This is a genomic window from Nonomuraea sp. NPDC005692 (assembly GCF_040631115.1).
Taxonomy (GTDB): Bacteria; Actinomycetota; Actinomycetes; order Streptosporangiales; family Streptosporangiaceae; genus Nonomuraea.
The window spans coordinates 23154-39064 of the sequence record NZ_JBEXYU010000010.1; the positions used below are offsets into that span (position 1 = coordinate 23154).

The following is a 15911-nucleotide window of genomic DNA, read 5'->3' on the forward strand; positions in this document are numbered from 1 at the left end:
GCGGCGGCTACAGCAGCCCGGCGGCGGCCAGCAGCTTGCCGACCCGGCCGGTCTCGTCGTCGTTCAGCGGGATCTGCGGCAGCGCGGTGAGCGGGCAGTCGATGACGCCCCGCAGATGCAGGGCGGCCTTGAACGCGCCCAGCCCCGCCGAGCTGCCGCCCATGCGGCCCGCACCGACCCGGACGATCTCGAACAGCCTGACCAGGCGTTCCTGCTCGGCCCTGGCCGCCTCCCAGTCGCCGCGGGTGGCGGCCCGGTACAGCTCGGCGTACCCGTGGGGGTCCACGTTGCCGAGGCCGGGGACCACGCCGTCGGCGCCCATCCACAGCGCGGAGTCCACGGTCACCTCCGACCCGGTGAGCACGCTGAACGGCGCCCGGCGGCCCATGATGACCTGGCGCAGCCCGCCGTCGTCGCCGCTGGAGTCCTTGACCCCGGCGAGCGCGCCCTCGGCGGCCAGGTCGAGCAGCAGGTCCGCGCTCAGCTTGGTGTGCACGCTGACCGGCAGGTCGTAGGCGTAGACCGGCAGGCCGGCGCGGGCGGCGATCGTCCGGAAGTGGGTGCGGATCTCCTCGGGATGGGTGCGCGTGTAGAACGGCGCGGTCGCCACCAGCCCGGACGCCCCCGCCGCCGCCGCGACGCGGGCGTGTTCGAGCACCCGCGGCGTGGTCATGTCGATCACCCCGGCCAGCACCGGCACCTGGCCGCCTACGTGCCCGACGACCGTGTCCAGCACCACCCGCCGCTGCGCGTCGGTCAGGTAGGCCACCTCCGAGGAGGAGCCGAGCACGAACAGCGCGTCCACCCCGCCCGCCAGCAGGTGGTCCACCAGCCGGGTCAGGGAGGCGGCGTCCACCTCGTGGCCGGGGGTGAACGGGGTGCAGACCGGGGGGATCACGCCGGTCACCGTCGCGGACCCGGCGACATCGGGATCTGTCATGAGTGCTCCTGGATCAGCTCTAGGTCGGTGGCTCCGGCCGCCACCGGGTGGTGGCAGTGGAAGAGGTGGTCGTCCCCGGCCCGCGTGGCGGCGGGCATCTCGGCCGCGCACAGGTCGTCGGCCCGCCAGCACCGGGTGCGGAACGGGCAGCCGCTCGGCGGCCTGGTGGCCGACGGCACCGCGCCCACCAGCGGGATCGGGGTGATGGGCGAGATCAGCCCGGGGGTGGCCGAGAACAGCGCCCGCGTGTACGGATGCCTGGCCCGCCCCGGCACCGACCGCGCGGGCGTCTGCTCGACGATCCTGCCCAGGTACATGGTGACCACGCGGTCGCTCATCCGGCGCACGGTCTGGATGTCGTGCGAGATGAACACCATCGCCAGCCCGAGCCGGTCCTTGAGGTCGAGCAGCAGGTTGAGGATCTGGGCGCGGACCGACACGTCCAGGGCGCTGGTGGGCTCGTCGGCGACGACCAGCCGCGGTTCGAGCGCGAGCGCCCTGGCCACGGCCACCCGCTGCCGCTGCCCGCCGGAGAGCTGGCCGGGCAACGCGCCGGCCACTCCGGCGGGCAGGCCGACCAGGTCCAGCAGCTCGCGCACGCGGGCCTCGCGCTCGCCGGGGGTGCCCCGGCGGTGCACGTCGAGCGGGTCGCGCAGGATCCGGCCGACCGGCAGCCGCCGGTTGAGCGCCGTGGACGGGTCCTGGAAGATCAGCCCGACGCCGCCGCCGACGAGCGTGCGCCGCTCGTCCTGCTTCAGCGTCCACAGGTCGCGGCCGTTCAGGCGCACGCTTCCCGTGGTCGGCCGCTGCAACCCGACCAGCACCTTGGCCAGCGTGGACTTCCCGCAGCCCGACTCCCCCACGATCCCGACGGTCTCGCCGGGCGCGACGGTCAGCGAGGCGGCGGTCAGGGCGTGCACGCGGTCCCGCGCGAACAGCCCTCCCGAGCGGGCCTTGTGCACCACGTGCACGTCGTTCAGCTCAAGCACGTGTCTCACTCCCTGCGAGTTCGACCGCCGGGTGGTGGCAGGCCACCGCGTGCCGCCTGGCCTCTCCGGCCAGCACCGGGGTCTGCGTACGGCACACGCCGGTGGCCATCGGGCACCGGTCGGCGAACCTGCACCCGGCCGGGAAGTCGGCGGGCGCGGGCACCACGCCGGGGATCTGCGTCAGCCGCTCGGCCCCCGACTCCAGCGACAACACCGAGCCGAGCAGCCCCCGCGCGTAGTGGTGAGCGGGCTCGCCGACCAGGGCGGCGGTGGCGCCGGTCTCGACGATCTGGCCGCCGTACATGACGACGACGCGGTCGGTGACGTCGGCGACCAGGGCCAGGTCGTGCGAGACCAGGATCAGCGCGAACCCCAGCTCCTCGCGCAGCCGCAACAGCAGCTCGATGACCTGCGCCTGGACGGTCACGTCGAGCGCGGTCGTCGGCTCGTCGGCGACGATGAGCTTGGGGTCGCGCGAGAGCGCCATCGCGATCAGCACCCGCTGCCGCTGGCCGCCCGACAGCTCGTGCGGGTAGGCGGACAGGGTGCGGCGGGCGTCGAGGCCGACGAGTTCGAGCAGCTCGGCCGGGGTACGCCGGCCGCCCCTGCGGGTGAGCTGCCTGAGCTGGGCCCTGATGGTCATGGCCGGGTTGAGCGAGGACAGCGCGTCCTGGTAGATCATCGCCATCTCGTGGCCGAGCAGGCGGCGGCGGGCCCGGCGCGGCAGCGCCAGCAGCTCCTTCTGGTCGAAGCGCACGTGACCGCCGACCCGGGCCTGGCGCGGTTGCAGGCCCATGACGGTCAGGGCGGTCAGCGACTTGCCGCAGCCGGACTCCCCCACCAGGCCGACGACCTCGCCGGGCCACACCTCGAAGCCGACGCCGTCCACGATGTCCACGCCGGGGTCGAAGCCGATCCTCAGGCGTTCGACGCTGAGGATCGGCTGTCCTTCGGGCAGCGGGCGGGCGCGTCCGGCCAGCCGGCGGGCGGCCTCGGCCAGGCCGGGCAGCTCGACGACCTGGCCGGTGCCGGGGGCGGCCTGCTCGTAGGCGTCGTCCTTCTTGGGGGCGGCCCTGCGTACCGGGGCGGCCCAGGCGTCGGAGATGCCCTCGGACAGGATGTTCAGGGCCAGTACGGTGATCAGGATCAGCAGGCCGGGGAAGACCGTGGCCCACCAGCCGCCGAGCAGCACCAGGTTCTTGCCGTCGGCGATGACGCTGCCCCACGACGGGTTGGGCGGGCGTACGCCGGCGCCGATGAACGACAACGACGCCTCGAACACGATCGCGTCGGCCACCATCACCGTGCAGAACACCAGTACCGGCGCCGCGCAGTTGACCGCGACGTGCCTGAGCACGATGTACGGCGTGCGCGCGCCGATGACGCGCTCGGCCGCCACGTAGTCCTCGCCGTACTGGGCGATCACGTTGGCCCGCACGACCCTGGCCACGGACGGCATGTAGAGGAAGGCCATGGCCATGACCAGCACCGGGATGCTGCCGCCGAACACCGCGACCAGCACGGCGGCCAGCGCGATGCCGGGGAAGGCCATGATCACGTCGAGCACGCGCATGACGGTCTCGTCCACGACCCGGCGCGAGGTGGCCGCGACCGCGCCGACGACCGCCCCGGCGACCAGGGCGAGGCCGGTGGCGCCGAGGCCGATGATCAGCGACCAGCGGGCGCCGTACAGGAGCCTGGACAGGATGTCGCGGTTGGCGCTGTCGAGGCCCATCCAGTGCGCGGCCGACGGGCCGCCGCCGGCGGCCTCCTGGAAGTACGGCGAGTGCGGCGCGATCAGCGGCGCGAACAGGGCGGCCAGCACGACCAGGACGACGACGCCGACCGCCGGCCACGACGCCGCCGGAAGGCGACGGAAGGCGACGCCGGGCCTGGACAGGCGTTCGGTGAGTCCGCTTCTCATCAGGCGGCACTCCTCAGGCGGGGGTTGACCAGCAGATAGAGGATGTCGACGACCAGGTTGACCACCATGAAGCCGATCGCGATGGTGAGCACGACGCCCTGCACCACGGCCGGGTCGCCGTCGCGCACCGCGTTGATCATGAGCTGGCCCATGCCGGGCAGGCCGTAGATCGTCTCGATGACCACCGTGCCGCCGATCAGGTAGCCGATGCGCAGGCCGAGCACGGTCAGCGGGTTGATGAGCGCGTTGCGCAGCACGTTGCGGCCGACCACGACGATCATCGGCAGGCCGCTGCCGATCGCGGTGCGCACGTAGTCCCGGTCCAGCTCCTCGACCATCGACGTGCGGATGATGCGGGTGAGCTGGGCGGCGATCGGCAGCGACAACGACAGCGCGGGCAGCGTCATCGACTGCAGCCAGCCGGTGAGGGAGTCGGCGGGGTTGATGTAGCCGCCGGTCGGGAACAGCCCCTCGCCGACCGCCAGCCACTGGATCATCAGCAGCGCCAGCCAGAACGCCGGGGCCGCCACGCCGACCAGCGACACGACCCGGATCGCCTGGTCGGGCCAGCGGTCGCGGAACAGCGCCGCGGTCACGCCGAACACCAGCGAGAGCACGACCGCCACGGCCAGGCCGAGGAACGTGAGCTGCAGGGTCAGCGGCAGCGCGGTGGTCACCGACTCGACGACCGGCTTCTTGGTGAGCACGCTGGTGCCCATGTCGCCCTGGGCGAGGTCGGCGACGAAGCGCACGTACCGCAGCGGCAGCGGGTCCAGCAGGCCGTTCTCCTCCTGGAAGCGGTGGATCTGCTCCGCGGTGGGGTTCGCGCCCTGGAAGTAGGCGTACTCGGGCTTGACGCCCGAGAAGCGCATCACGACGAACACGAACGCGACCACGCCCAGGACCAGCGGGATCAGGATGAGGAGCCGCCGCAGCAGCATCCTGAGTACGAGCGTCATGTCCTCTTGGCCTGCAGCAGGTTGATGCCGGGGTACGGCTGGGCGCGGATGCCGGAGAGCTTCTTCGGGTCCCAGGCGGTCATCAGCTCGTTGTGGACGACGGGGTAGAGCACGGCCTGCTCGGCGACCAGGTCCAGATATTTGTGGATCTGCTCGCTCTTCTTGGCCTTGTCCGTCTCCTTGCCGGCCGCGTCCATCATGGCGAACAGCTTCTCGGCGTCCTTGCTGCCGTCCCAGTGGCTGTACTTCATCCACAGGCCGCCGGGCACGTAGTTGTAGTGCAGGATCAGGTCGGCGTCCATGCCGAACTGGTTGGGGTTCGAGGCCGCCGCGACCACCTGGTAGTCCTGGAACTGGTCCATCTTGGTGAACAGCGCGGCCGTGTCCTGCGGCTCCAGCGTGGTCTTGATCCCGACGGCCTCCCAGGAGGCGGCGATGGTGGGCAGGCAGTCGACGATCCAGCTCACGTTGACGGCCATGAGGTTGACCGTCAGGTTCGTCACGCCCGCCTCCTTCAGCAGCGCCTTGGCCTTGTCGGGGTCGTAGTCGTAGACGACCGAGGCGCGCCGGTGGTCGGGGTGGCCCTCGTTGAGGAAGGAGCTGGAGGCCGTGCCGTGGCCCTTGAGCGCCACGTCGATCATCTTCTGCTTGTCGATGGCGTAGTGCAGCGCCTGGCGGACGCGTACGTCGTCGAAGGGTTTGGCGGCGGTGTTGAACATCAGGAACATGTGGTTCATGCCCTTGCCGCCCTCGACCGTGAGGCCCTGCTGCTTGAGCTGGTCGACGTTGGCGTACGGGATGTTGTCGGCGATCTGCGCCTCGGCCGAGCCGCCGGAGATCTTGGCCACCCGGGCGGAGGCGTCCACGATGGTCAGCCAGTTCATCTTCTTGACGGTGGCCGGGCGGGGGCCGTTGTAGGCGTCGAACGCCTCGAAGGAGGTGTTGGATTTGGGGTTGTGCGCCGCCTGCTTGTACGGCCCGGAGCCGACCGCCATGCCGCTCTTGGCCTTGTCCCACGCGCCCGCCTGGCTGAACACGTGCTTCGGCATGATCTTGGCGATGGTCAGCCGGGGCGCCGCGTCGGGGAAGGGGAACTTCAGGACCAGCTCCACGGTCCGGTCGTCCACCTTCTTCACCTCCTGGAGCCACGGCTTGAAGAAGTTGCCGGTCAGCACGTTGTCGGGGCCGAGGATGCGCTCGAAGGTGAAGACCACGTCGTCGGCGGTGACCGGCTGCCCGTCGTGCCACTTGGCGCCCTCGCGCAGGGCGAACGTCCACGACGTGGCGTTGGCGTCGGCGGGCAGCGCCGTCGCCAGGGCCGGGTACGGCTCCCTGGTGACCGGGTCGGTGTCGAGCAGCCCTTCGTAGACGTGACTGATCCCGGCCATCGCGAACGCCGACGCGGTCTGCGTCGGGTCCCAGCTCTGGTCGTTGCCGTAGCCGATGACGGCGGTGATCAGGTCTTTGTTCGATCCGGCGCCGACCGAGCCGGTCGAGGCCGGGCCTCCGGAACAGGCGGAGAGGGTGGCCGCGATGAACGCCGCCGCACCCGTGGCCCCGCTGTAGCGCAGGAAGTCACGGCGGCTGAACTCAGAGCTCACGGATGCCTCCTGGGGGGGAACAGGTAGAACGTAGGACATCCCATGTCCTATCTTGTGCGTAACGTGGACGCTAAACGCCAGAGCGTCTTGAGGTCAACAGAGGATTTCCGGAATGTTACCTACGCTGAAAGGAAGCTTCATGGCCGCAGTCCCGCGTCCGGCACGTCCCAGCCGGGCCGTCGAGGCCCAGGAGGGCGTCAAAGACCTGATCGTCAGGCGCGGGCTGGTCGCGGGCGACCCGCTGCCCACGGAGTCGGAGCTCATGGAGGAGCTCCAGGTCAGCCGCAACTCCGTCCGGGAGGCGCTGAAGGCCCTGCAGGCGGTCGGCATCGTGGACATCCGCCACGGCTTCGGCATGTTCGTGGGCCGGATGTCGCTGTCCGGGCTGGTGGACGAGCTGGCCTTCCACAGCCGCATCACCCTCCAGAACGGCCGCAACCACCTGGCGCACCTCATCGAGATCCGCGAGATCCTGGAGAGCGGGCTCGTCCAGCGGCTGATCGACCTCGGCCCGGAGGCCGACCTCGCCCCGGTGGCCGACGTCATGGCCCGCATGGACCACGAGTCGCAGGTCGGCGAGGTCTCCCCCGAGACCGACCGGCTCTTCCACGACCTGCTCTACCGGCCGCTCGGCAACCCGCTGGTCAGCCAGCTCCTCGGCGCGTTCTGGGACGTCTACCACCAGCTCCGCGACCACCTCGGCGCCCCCGACGAGCCGCCCGGCGACGTGGCCAGGCGGCACCGCGACATCTACGCCGCGGTGCTGGCCGGCGACCGGGCCGCCGCGGTGTCGGCCGTGTACGCGCACTTCGACGGCGTGCGCAACCGGCTGGCCCGGCTGGGAGGTCAGTCCGGGTAGCGGGCCACGCGCCTGGCCCACGGCCGCCGCCACTCCTCGTACCACTCGGCGAACCAGGGGTGGGGCGCGGCCAGCGGCACGATGTGGGTGACGGTCTCGTGGTAGTAGCGCTTCTGGAACCGCCAGTGGAGGCGCTGCAACTCCTGCACGTTGCTCACCCGGTCGGCCAGCTTCACCAGCACCGCCTGCGCCGGGGCCTTGGCCAGCGCGGCCAGGTGGTCGGCCTTCGCGCGCCCGGCGGGCCTGGTCACCCAGCGGACGAGCCCGGTCACCTCCGCGCCGAACCGCCGGGCCAGCTCCCGCTCGGTGCACGCGGTGTCCTCCAGCACGTCGTGCAGCACGATCGCGGTCAGCACGTCGGGGTCGCGCACCTGCGCCCCGGCCACCGCCACCTCCAGCGCCTCCAGCAGATGCTCCACGTACGGCCGCCCGGTGGGACGCTGCTGCACGCCGTGCTGCGTCCGGGCGAAGCGCACCGCCTCGCGCAACCTCGTGACGGCCTGCGACGGGAGCGCCTCGGCCAGGGGGCCGGCGGCCTGGCCCCACGACATCCAGCTCGTGAAGATCTTCATCGGGCTCCTCTCGACGTCCTAGGCTGAGAATATGACCGAGATCGCCGTTCCCGACGGCTCGTGGACGTTCAACGGAGAGATGCTGCGCATCGTCCCTGGCGGCGACAAGGACGTCCACGAGCTCCGCAAGGTGCTCGGCGAGGTCGCCGTGCCGCTGGAGGCCATCGCGACGTGCGCGTTCGAGCCCGGCCGCAAGGGCGGCCAGCTCCGCCTTCGCCTGCGTTACGGCGCCGACCCCCTGTCCGACCTCGTCGCCGGATCGCTGGCCGCCCCCGCCGACCCGTACCGGCTGGCGGTGCCCAAGGAGCGCGCCGGCGCGGCCCAGTACTTCGCCGACGAGGTCCGCGACACCCTGGAGATCAACCAGACGCCCAGCGGCCCCTGCGAGCACTATCTCCTTCCCGGCCCTGCCATCCCCGTCTCGGCCACGGCGGGCGACGGCACGGCGATCTTCGACGGCGAGCGCGTACGCCTGGAATGGACGGGTTTCGCCAGCTCGGAGAAGGAACGGGCGGGGTCGCAGGAGTTCCCGCTGGCCGAGCTGGTGGGCGTGGAGTGGAAACCGCAGTCCGGCCTCGGCTACGGCACGCTCCGCTTCCGGCTCAAGGGCGACGGGCCCGGCGCGTCCCCGCAGAAGGACCCCCACTGCGTCTCCTGGGGCATCCAGCGCTTCGGCGGCGCGACCGCGCTGGTCGGCGCCGCGGTGCTGGCCCGGCTGCCGCGCGAGCGGCCCGAGGAGCTGGAGCCGCCGGCCGCCGCCGGCGACGCCCACGACGCGGTGCTGCGCCGCCTGGCCGAGCTGGGCGAGCTGCACCGTTCCGGGGTGCTGACCGACGAGGAGTTCGCGGCGGCCAAACAGGCCATGATCCGCCGGCTCTGACCGGCGGACGGCCCGAAGGACAAGCCTCCGGGCCGCGGCCGGTCAGGCGGCTATCGGGTCAGCACCATCAGCGTGAAGAAGCCGGTGTACTGGCAGAAGTACGACAGGTAGGTGCCGTTCGCCTTGAGCTCCTTGCCCTTGGCGATGCACTTGGCCTCACTGCTGTAGTCGCCGTACTTGATCCAGGTGGAGGCGGCGGCCGAGGCGGCCGAGGTGGTGGCGGAGGCGGCGGGCGCGGTCATCGCGGTGCACGTCGCGGCCAGGGCGACGGCCGCGACGGAGGTGGCGGCGGCGCGGGTGAGCTTGGACATGGACATCCCTTCGGGGTCAGGGGGTCATGGCGGAGAAAACTAGATCATTTCCCGCCGCCATGATCATAATCATCCGCGCGGCGGCCCGCTGACGCCGCCTGGCCGAGCTGCACCGTCCCGGGGTGCTGACCGACGAGGAGTTCGCGGCGGCCAAACAGGCCATTATCCGCCGGCCTTAATCGGCTTGGCTGACGTCCGTCCCCTGTGGGACGGTTGAGCCGTGTCCGACCAGCTTCCCCGTACCGTGGACGAGGCCGTCGAGGCGGAGCGGAACGGCCGCCGGCTGCGCTACCTCTACTTCTGGGGCCACCGCCCGGCCCGCGACGGCGGCCCCGGCCGCGGCTGCCTGTCGCAGTGGTGGCCGGTGACGTTCACCGAGGGCGGCCATACCTTCGCCTCGGCCGAGCACTACATGATGGCCCACAAGGCGTGGCTGTTCGGCGACCACGACAGCGCCGGCCGGATCCTCCTGGCCGCGACCCCGGGCGAGGCCAAGAAGCTCGGCCGCACCGTGCGCGGCTTCGACGAGGCCGTGTGGGCGGCCCACCGGCTCGACATCGTCACCCGGGCCTCCCTCGCCAAGTTCGGGGCGCACCCGGACCTGCGGCAGTTCCTGGTCGGCACCCGCGCGCACGTGCTGGTCGAGGCCAGCCCGCTGGACCGGGTCTGGGGCATCGGCCTGGCCGCCGACGACGAGCGCGCCGCGTCCGCGGCGACCTGGCGGGGGCTGAACCTGCTCGGTTTCGCCCTGATGGCGGCCCGCGACGAGCTGGACGCCTGATCAGGTCAGCACCTTGGTGATCTTGGCCAGGTCCAGCAGCCGGAACTCGGCGGGCTCGTGGCACCACACGTCGAGGTCGGCGCCGCGCACCTCCGGGCCGCTGACGGTGAGCTCCTCCCCGTCGTGGACGATCCGGGCGGTGCCGTGGTACTGCAGCTCCATCGCCACCCGTTCGCGGGCCTTGGGGGGCAGGGCGGTGGCGTACCGGGCGAAGACGTCGCGCATGCCGTGGTGGCTCGGCAGCGGCTCGCCGGCGGTGGCGACCAGCCAGGCGGCGGCGCGTTCCGGGCTGAGGACCGCCCGCTCGCGGCCGGCCGGACGGGCCGGGGCGCGCCGGGGCGTGCGGCCGGTCACGGTGAGCGAGCCGTCGGCCTCGCGGGCGACCGGCGCGTAGCCGGCCTCCCTGAGCAGGGCCAGGGTCTGCGCCGGGTCGAGCGCGCTGGCCAGGACGGTGGGCGCCAGCAGGCGCGGACGCAGCTTGGCCAGCCTGCGATGCGCGGCCAGCTCGGCCAGCAGGGCCTCGTCGTCGCCGACCACGCAGCAGCCCACGGGGACCACGCCGATCTCGCCGTGCCGCCGCGCGACGTCGTGGACGAGGTACGTCAACGGCTGCGGCAGCGGGCCGGTGGCCACCTCGGCCAGAGCCGCGACGAGGCCGTCGGCGGTGTGGCCGGCGTCCAGGGCACGGCGCACCGAGGACGGGCCGAACCGCCACGAACCGCCGGGCTCGCGGTCGGCGGCCCGGTCGAGCACCTCCGCCAGGGCGGCGGCCGGAGGCCCGGTGACGACGGCGGTCAGGTCGGTCCCGAACAAGGCCGTCTGCCGGGCCCCCGCCAGCAGCCCCTCCGCGGCTTCGTCCACGCCCCCCGGCGCGGCCTTCTCACCGGCGCCTTCCCCGACGGACAGGGCGGGAAGGGTCGCCCGGAGTGCCAGGCCGGGCGGGCTGAGGGCGTCCGCGCCGACCAGTCCGAGCAGCCTCGACTCGGCCAGCACCGCCAGCACGACCTCGCGGCAGCTCTCCCGCTGCACCAGCGGGAGGTGCCAGCTCGCGGCCCGCGCCACCTCCTCCGCGTCCACCACGGACGCCGCGCCCGGAAGAAGGCCGAAGACCACCTCGCGGATGACGCTGGACGGCGTCCCGGTCCCGGCGGGGGCCAGGGGGAGGCGCGGCTTGCCGTCGTACCGGCGGGTGGGGCTGATCGGCAGCCGCCACCACGCCTCGACCAGCGCGACGTACCGGTCGGCGGGCGAGAGCCGCAACCAGGCGTCGAACCCCTTGGTCGGTGAGACGCCGGTGCGCCGCGTCTCGGTCGCCCGCCGCGTGCGCACCTGCGTGACCGGGTTGGCGCCCAGCAGCCCGGCGGCGTGCGTCAGATCCAGCAGCAGGCGGACCTCGTCCTCGTCGCAGCCGAGCCGGCTCGCCAGGCGGCGCACCTCCTTCACCCCGACGCCACCGCCCTTCAGCTCGGGCAACGGCTCCCCCGCCGCGGCCTGCAGCAGCGCCGCGGCCCGGTCCAGCAGGCGCAGGGCGGCCACGGACGCCTCGTGCGCGACCAGGTCGGCGGCGACCGGCCGCGTCCGGACCGCGGGCGGCCCGGACGGAAGCTCGACCCGGTAGTCGCGTCCGCGCAGCGCGAGCGCGACCTCCATGGGCATGACGTAGGTGCGCTCCCAGTCGACGCTCCAGATCAGGCCGTGGTCGGCGGCCCATTGCACCGGGGTCGCCGCGGGCCGCTGCCGGCGGTGGCCGCGTGCCGGGAACTCGTCGAGCACGCGCCCGGGGCCGCGCTGGAGGAAGTCGTCCAGCAGCTCACGGGTTCCGGCGGGGGCATGGGCGACCTGCCGGGCCAGCCGGTCGGGGTCGGCGAGGGCCGCCGTGATCGACTCGACCAGCACGGCCTTGCGGGCCGTCCCCCTGCCGCCCAGCCGTCGGTGCACGTCGGTCAGCTCGGCCACGGTGACGTGCGTCAGGACCGAGGCCAGGTCGGGACCGAGCCTCAGGGGCGTCGGCAGCACCGCGGGCAACCCGGCGGCCGGGTGCAACGCCCCGCCCTCGCCCCGCCGTACGAGCGCGACGCGTTCGAGCCGGTCGATCAGCCCCGGCAGGTCGGCGCCGGCGGCCACCAGCTCGGACAGCGGCCGGCCGCTGCGGGCCGACACCAGGATCGTCTCCACCAGCAGCAGGCAGGGCAGCGGTGTCCGGGACAGCGCCAGGTGCACCGACTCCGGCGCGTCGAGCCGCTCGGCCAGCTCGGCCAGCCGCCGCGGCGGCACGGGCCGCAACACGTCGGGCCGCGCCGCCAGCAGCTCGGCCAGCCGCTCGCGCCCCAGCCCCGCCAGCCATCCCAGAAACGTCTCGTCCACCGCCCGATTGTCGCAAGCCGCGGGGAACGGAGGGGCCCGGAAAGCAGCGAAGCCGCCTGGTGAACCAGGCGGCTTCGGTGTGGTGCGCCGCCAGGGACTCGAACCCCGGACCCGCTGATTAAGAGTCAGCTGCTCTAACCAACTGAGCTAGCGGCGCAACAGGCTTAACTGTATCAGCCGCCGGACGGTGCCCGCACATCAGCCGAGCCTCTGCCCCAGCCGCCCGTACGCCTCCAGCACCAGGTCCCAGAAGCCCTTCACGTCCACGGACGTCGCCACCAGCGCGTTCGCCTGCCGCCCGCGCAGGTCGAAGTCGGTGACGGTCATCCCCCGCGTGTACGTCCCGGCGGTCTCCACGTTCACCACGGCCGGCACGCAGGTGAACAGCGACGGGTCCAGCACGTACGCCACCGCGCAGGCGTCGTGGATGGCCGGGCCGCCCTCGGCCGTCACCACGCCGTAGAACTGCGCGGCGGGCACCAGCAGCTCCGACAGCCGGCCGAGCGGCCGCATGCGGTCGAGCACGTCCGCGGTGACCAGGGCGGACAGGGTCACGTCGAGGCCGAGCTGGCGTACCTGCCAGCCGGCCTCGAAGACGATCGCCGCGGCCTCGGGGTCGGCCAGCATGTTGAACTCGGCCGCCGGGTTGTGGTTCCCGCGGGTGTACGAGCCACCCATGATCACCAGCTCCCGGGCCCACTCCACGACGCGGGGCTCGCGGCGTACGGCGAGCGCGATGTTGGTCAGCGGGCCCACCGCGACCAGCGTGATCTCGCCCGGGGCGGCACGCAGGGCGTCCACGATGAAGTCCACCGCGTGGCCCTCGGACAGGGCGCGCACGGGGGCGGGCAGGACGACGTCGCCGAGACCGGTGTCGCCGTGGACGTGGCCGGCGCGGACCGTGCGGTGCAGCAGGGCGCCCGCGCTGCCGGGCGTGACCGGCACGTCGCCGAGGTCGAGGAACTCCCTGAGCGCCAGCGCGTTCGCGGTGGTCAGCTCCAGGTCGACGTTGCCGCCCACGGTGGTGACGCCCACGATGTCGAGGTCGGGGGAGCCGGCGGCGAGGGCCAGGGCGAGCGCGTCGTCGATGCCGGGGTCGCAGTCGATGAGAACTTTCTTCACACCACAGGACAATACGCATGACCGATGGCAGACGGGACAGCGCCGGGGTCGGCTGCGGGCATGGATCGGGACACGGACCGGGGCACGGGTCCGGGCATGGATCGGGGCCGGGCAGTTCCCCCAAATCTGCCCGGCCCCGATCGGTGGCGGTCCAGGCCGACGTCTTCCCCCAAAAACGTCGGCGGTCCCGCACTCGCGGACCGCGGTCCCCCTCCGCGTCCGCATCGGTGAAGGTCTGTTGTGGCCTCTCGACCTGCTACAACGCTACCGAGACGAATGCAACGGTCGCGTCATAACGGGGTCGAATAAGCGTTTAATCCGACTAGGGAAGCTCCAATCGAACCTCCGTACCGTCCTGCAACGATCTGCTCACCGTGCAGTACTTGTCGTGCACCCGCCCGGCCACCGCCCTGAAGACCTCGTCGGCCTCCTCCGAGGGCAGCTCCACGTCGTAGGTGACCGTCACCGGCCCGAGCTTGTTCGGCTCGACCTTCTCCGACTCCACCGTCATGGCCAGGCGCACCAGCCGGTGCCCGCGCTTGGCCGTGAGCGGCTCGACGGTCACGATGTTGCAGCCGCCCACCGCCGCGAGCAGCAGCTCGACCGGGGTGAACACGCCCTCGTCGTCGCCGCCGCCGATCTTCACCTCGGCGCCGCGGGCGTTCGTGGCCCGGAAACCGCCGTCTTCTGTCCGCTCAACACGCACGTTAGCCATGTTTCAGACCTTACTCAGAAAGCTCTCATGTTCTTTCAGCATCGTCGTAGACATGGCTAGTGAGGTGAATGCGAGTCACGGTCCCATCCTCTTCTGGTGCGGGGTCGCGGTCGCCGAGTTCGGCGCGATCCAGCCCGGGTTCGGCTACCCCTGGCGGCCCACCGCGTACGCCGCCGCGGCGTTGCTCGTCGCGCTCGGCTTCGCCATCGTCAAGGCCGCCGATCTGCTCCGCACCGAACAGGCCAGGCAGCGGCTGCGGCTCGGCGGCTACCTGGCCGGCGCGCTGCTGGTGGCCCACGAGCTGAGCTCCACCGCGTACGTGACGGAACTCAGCCGCGTCGGTTCGCTCCTGCTGTACGCGATGGCGGCGGTCATGGCGGTCCGCAGCCACACGGTCGTCCCCGAGACCAGGGGCAGGGTGCTGATCGCGTCCGGCATGGACCCGGAGACCCTGCGCGCCCAGCTGACCGGCGGCACCGGGACGGACACCGTGGCGGTCTACCGGGCCGAGCGCGCCACCAGCGAGCTGCGCGACCTGGAGGCCAGGTACGGCCTCATCCTCGTCACCGGCGCCGAGCACGACCCGAGGGCCAAGGAGCGCATCAGCGCCTCCGGACTCAGCCGCGAGATCCCCGACATCGCCGAGCGCGAGGTGGTCGTCGAGGGCCCGCGCCCGTTCACCCGGTACGTCGGCGGCGCGTTGTCACGCCTGGCGATCCCGAGGTCACAGGTGCGCTTCAAACCAGGGCAAAAGGTTTAGCCCCACGTTACGGCCGACGTGAGAGCGTGGGCAGCGGACAAGGAGGCCAGGTGACGATTTTCCCCGGAAGCGCCCGTGTCGACACGGTCATGGGCATGCCCGTCAGCGTGGACATCCGCACGGCTCTGCCGGCCCGAGAGCTCACCCCCCTGCTCGACGACGCCTTCTCCTGGTTGCGCTGGGTGGCCGACACCTTCAGCCCGGCCAAGGAGGACAGTCAGATCTGGCGCCTGAACCACGGCCTGACCATCAGGCAGATCCCCGAGCTCGTCGAGGTCCTGCACCGCTGCGAGGAGCTGGGCGAGGCGACCGGCGGCTGGTTCGAGCACCGGATCAACGGCGTGATCGACCCCTCCGGCTACATCAAGGGCTGGGCCCTGGAACGCCTGTCGCGGGCGCTGTGCAACGCGGGCGCCGGTGACCACCGCATCAACGCGGGCGGCGACATCAGGGTGCGCGGCTCGGCCGCCCCGGGCAAGCCGTGGCGCGTCGGCATCCGCGACCCGCACACCGACGTCGTCAGGAAGGCGCTGTTCGCCCACGACCTCGGCATCGCCACCTCGGGCGGCGCGGCCGTGGTGGACCCGCGCACCGGGGAGCGCCAGCAGACGCTCGGCTCGGTCACCGTGATCGGCCCCGACCTCGGCGTGGCCGACGCCTACGCCACCGCCATGTACGCCATGGGCCCCACCCTGGCCAGGCGGTTCGCGACCGACCTGGCCGAGGCCGGCGCGTACGACACCATGATCGTGCTCCGGGACGGCCAGGAGGTCAGCACGCCGGGCATCTCGGGCATCGCCGCGGGGGCGCGCCTGGCCGGCTGAGCACGGCTCAGGCGTCGGGATGATCCCGCAGGTATTCCAGGTAGATCGGGCGCAACGCCTCGCCCAGCTCACCCTCGCCCGCCGCGAGCGCGTCGCTGAGCAGCGCGGACACCCGGCTGAGGTCGTTGGCGGTCTCACTCTCGTGACCGCTCGCGGCCTCGGCGGCCGGGATCACCTTCAGCAGGTTCCACAGGAAGCCCAGATCCCCATGGCGTACGGCGTACCGCACCGCTCGGTCGTGCAACTCCGCCGCGGGCAACGAATCAAGACCATTAGCGTCCATCCCGCTCCCTTTCCCGACATGAGTCAC

16 protein-coding genes and 1 tRNA gene are annotated in these 15911 nt (G+C 72.3%); 5 read left to right on the forward strand and 12 right to left on the reverse strand.

Features of this window, described 5'->3' with window-relative positions:
• Positions 1 to 7: 7 nt before the first annotated feature.
• Genes ABZ459_RS21850 through ABZ459_RS21870 form a run of 5 tightly spaced genes read right to left on the reverse strand, consistent with a single transcriptional unit; the run spans position 8 to position 6413 of the window.
• On the reverse strand, positions 8 to 940 hold the full coding sequence (locus ABZ459_RS21850) for a dihydrodipicolinate synthase family protein (protein ID WP_357972894.1): 933 nt from the start codon (positions 938 to 940) through the stop codon (positions 8 to 10).
• On the reverse strand, positions 937 to 1929 hold the full coding sequence (locus ABZ459_RS21855) for an ABC transporter ATP-binding protein (protein ID WP_357972897.1): 993 nt from the start codon (positions 1927 to 1929) through the stop codon (positions 937 to 939). The genes ABZ459_RS21850 and ABZ459_RS21855 overlap by 4 nt, the downstream gene beginning before the upstream one ends.
• Positions 1922 to 3853 (reverse strand): dipeptide/oligopeptide/nickel ABC transporter permease/ATP-binding protein, encoded by a 1932-nt coding sequence (locus ABZ459_RS21860; protein WP_357972899.1) that lies wholly within the window; start codon positions 3851 to 3853, stop codon positions 1922 to 1924. The genes ABZ459_RS21855 and ABZ459_RS21860 overlap by 8 nt, the downstream gene beginning before the upstream one ends.
• Positions 3853 to 4812: an ABC transporter permease gene (locus tag ABZ459_RS21865; RefSeq protein WP_357972902.1), complete on the reverse strand. Its 960-nt coding sequence runs from the start codon at positions 4810 to 4812 to the stop codon at positions 3853 to 3855. Before ABZ459_RS21865 ends, ABZ459_RS21860 begins: the two co-directional genes overlap by 1 nt.
• Positions 4809 to 6413, reverse strand: a complete 1605-nt coding sequence (locus ABZ459_RS21870) for an ABC transporter substrate-binding protein (protein WP_357972905.1) — start codon at positions 6411 to 6413, stop codon at positions 4809 to 4811. The genes ABZ459_RS21865 and ABZ459_RS21870 overlap by 4 nt, the downstream gene beginning before the upstream one ends.
• 139 nt (positions 6414 to 6552) lie before the next feature.
• Between ABZ459_RS21870 and ABZ459_RS21875 the strand changes: the two genes are divergently transcribed.
• Positions 6553 to 7272 (forward strand): FadR/GntR family transcriptional regulator, encoded by a 720-nt coding sequence (locus ABZ459_RS21875; RefSeq protein WP_357972908.1) that lies wholly within the window; start codon positions 6553 to 6555, stop codon positions 7270 to 7272.
• Here the strand turns inward: ABZ459_RS21875 and ABZ459_RS21880 are convergent.
• Complete coding sequence (locus ABZ459_RS21880; protein WP_357972911.1) at positions 7260 to 7844, reverse strand: HD domain-containing protein; 585 nt, start codon at positions 7842 to 7844, stop codon at positions 7260 to 7262. The genes ABZ459_RS21875 and ABZ459_RS21880 overlap by 13 nt on opposite strands.
• Positions 7845 to 7875: 31 nt before the next feature.
• Here ABZ459_RS21880 and ABZ459_RS21885 point away from each other — a divergent pair, with 31 nt between their 5' ends.
• Complete coding sequence (locus ABZ459_RS21885; RefSeq protein WP_357972914.1) at positions 7876 to 8724, forward strand: DUF4429 domain-containing protein; 849 nt, start codon at positions 7876 to 7878, stop codon at positions 8722 to 8724.
• Positions 8725 to 8774: 50 nt separating this feature from the next.
• Here the strand turns inward: ABZ459_RS21885 and ABZ459_RS21890 are convergent, their stop codons facing one another.
• The gene (locus tag ABZ459_RS21890; protein ID WP_357972917.1) at positions 8775 to 9035 is read right to left on the reverse strand and encodes a hypothetical protein; all 261 of its coding nucleotides are present in this window, start codon (positions 9033 to 9035) and stop codon (positions 8775 to 8777) included.
• A 220-nt stretch (positions 9036 to 9255) separates the two neighbouring features.
• Between ABZ459_RS21890 and ABZ459_RS21895 the strand changes: the two genes are divergently transcribed.
• A complete protein-coding gene (locus tag ABZ459_RS21895) occupies positions 9256 to 9816 on the forward strand; it encodes an NADAR family protein (RefSeq protein WP_357972920.1) in 561 nt (186 codons plus the stop codon).
• On the opposite strand, the gene ABZ459_RS21900 is transcribed toward ABZ459_RS21895, so the two are convergent.
• The 4 genes from ABZ459_RS21900 to ABZ459_RS21915 all read right to left on the reverse strand — a co-directional run bounded on the left by ABZ459_RS21900 (position 9817) and on the right by ABZ459_RS21915 (position 14017).
• The gene (locus ABZ459_RS21900) at positions 9817 to 12180 is read right to left on the reverse strand and encodes a helicase-associated domain-containing protein (protein ID WP_357972923.1); all 2364 of its coding nucleotides are present in this window, start codon (positions 12178 to 12180) and stop codon (positions 9817 to 9819) included.
• A gap of 80 nt (positions 12181 to 12260) precedes the next feature.
• Positions 12261 to 12337 (reverse strand) — tRNA-Lys (locus ABZ459_RS21905).
• 41 nt (positions 12338 to 12378) lie between these two features.
• A complete protein-coding gene (locus tag ABZ459_RS21910) occupies positions 12379 to 13302 on the reverse strand; it encodes a nucleoside hydrolase (RefSeq protein ID WP_357972926.1) in 924 nt (307 codons plus the stop codon).
• 322 nt (positions 13303 to 13624) lie between these two features.
• Positions 13625 to 14017 (reverse strand): OsmC family protein, encoded by a 393-nt coding sequence (locus ABZ459_RS21915; protein WP_352319472.1) that lies wholly within the window; start codon positions 14015 to 14017, stop codon positions 13625 to 13627.
• Between the two features lie 52 nt (positions 14018 to 14069).
• Here ABZ459_RS21915 and ABZ459_RS21920 point away from each other — a divergent pair, with 52 nt between their 5' ends.
• Positions 14070 to 14777 carry a hypothetical protein gene (locus ABZ459_RS21920; RefSeq protein WP_357972929.1) on the forward strand — a complete coding sequence of 236 codons (708 nt, stop codon included), beginning with the start codon at positions 14070 to 14072 and terminating at the stop codon, positions 14775 to 14777.
• A gap of 50 nt (positions 14778 to 14827) precedes the next feature.
• A complete protein-coding gene (locus tag ABZ459_RS21925; protein WP_357972932.1) occupies positions 14828 to 15601 on the forward strand; it encodes an FAD:protein FMN transferase in 774 nt (257 codons plus the stop codon).
• Positions 15602 to 15608: 7 nt separating this feature from the next.
• Here ABZ459_RS21925 and ABZ459_RS21930 read toward each other — a convergent pair whose 3' ends face one another.
• A complete protein-coding gene (locus ABZ459_RS21930; RefSeq protein ID WP_352319467.1) occupies positions 15609 to 15884 on the reverse strand; it encodes a hypothetical protein in 276 nt (91 codons plus the stop codon).
• Positions 15885 to 15911: the final 27 nt, after the last annotated feature.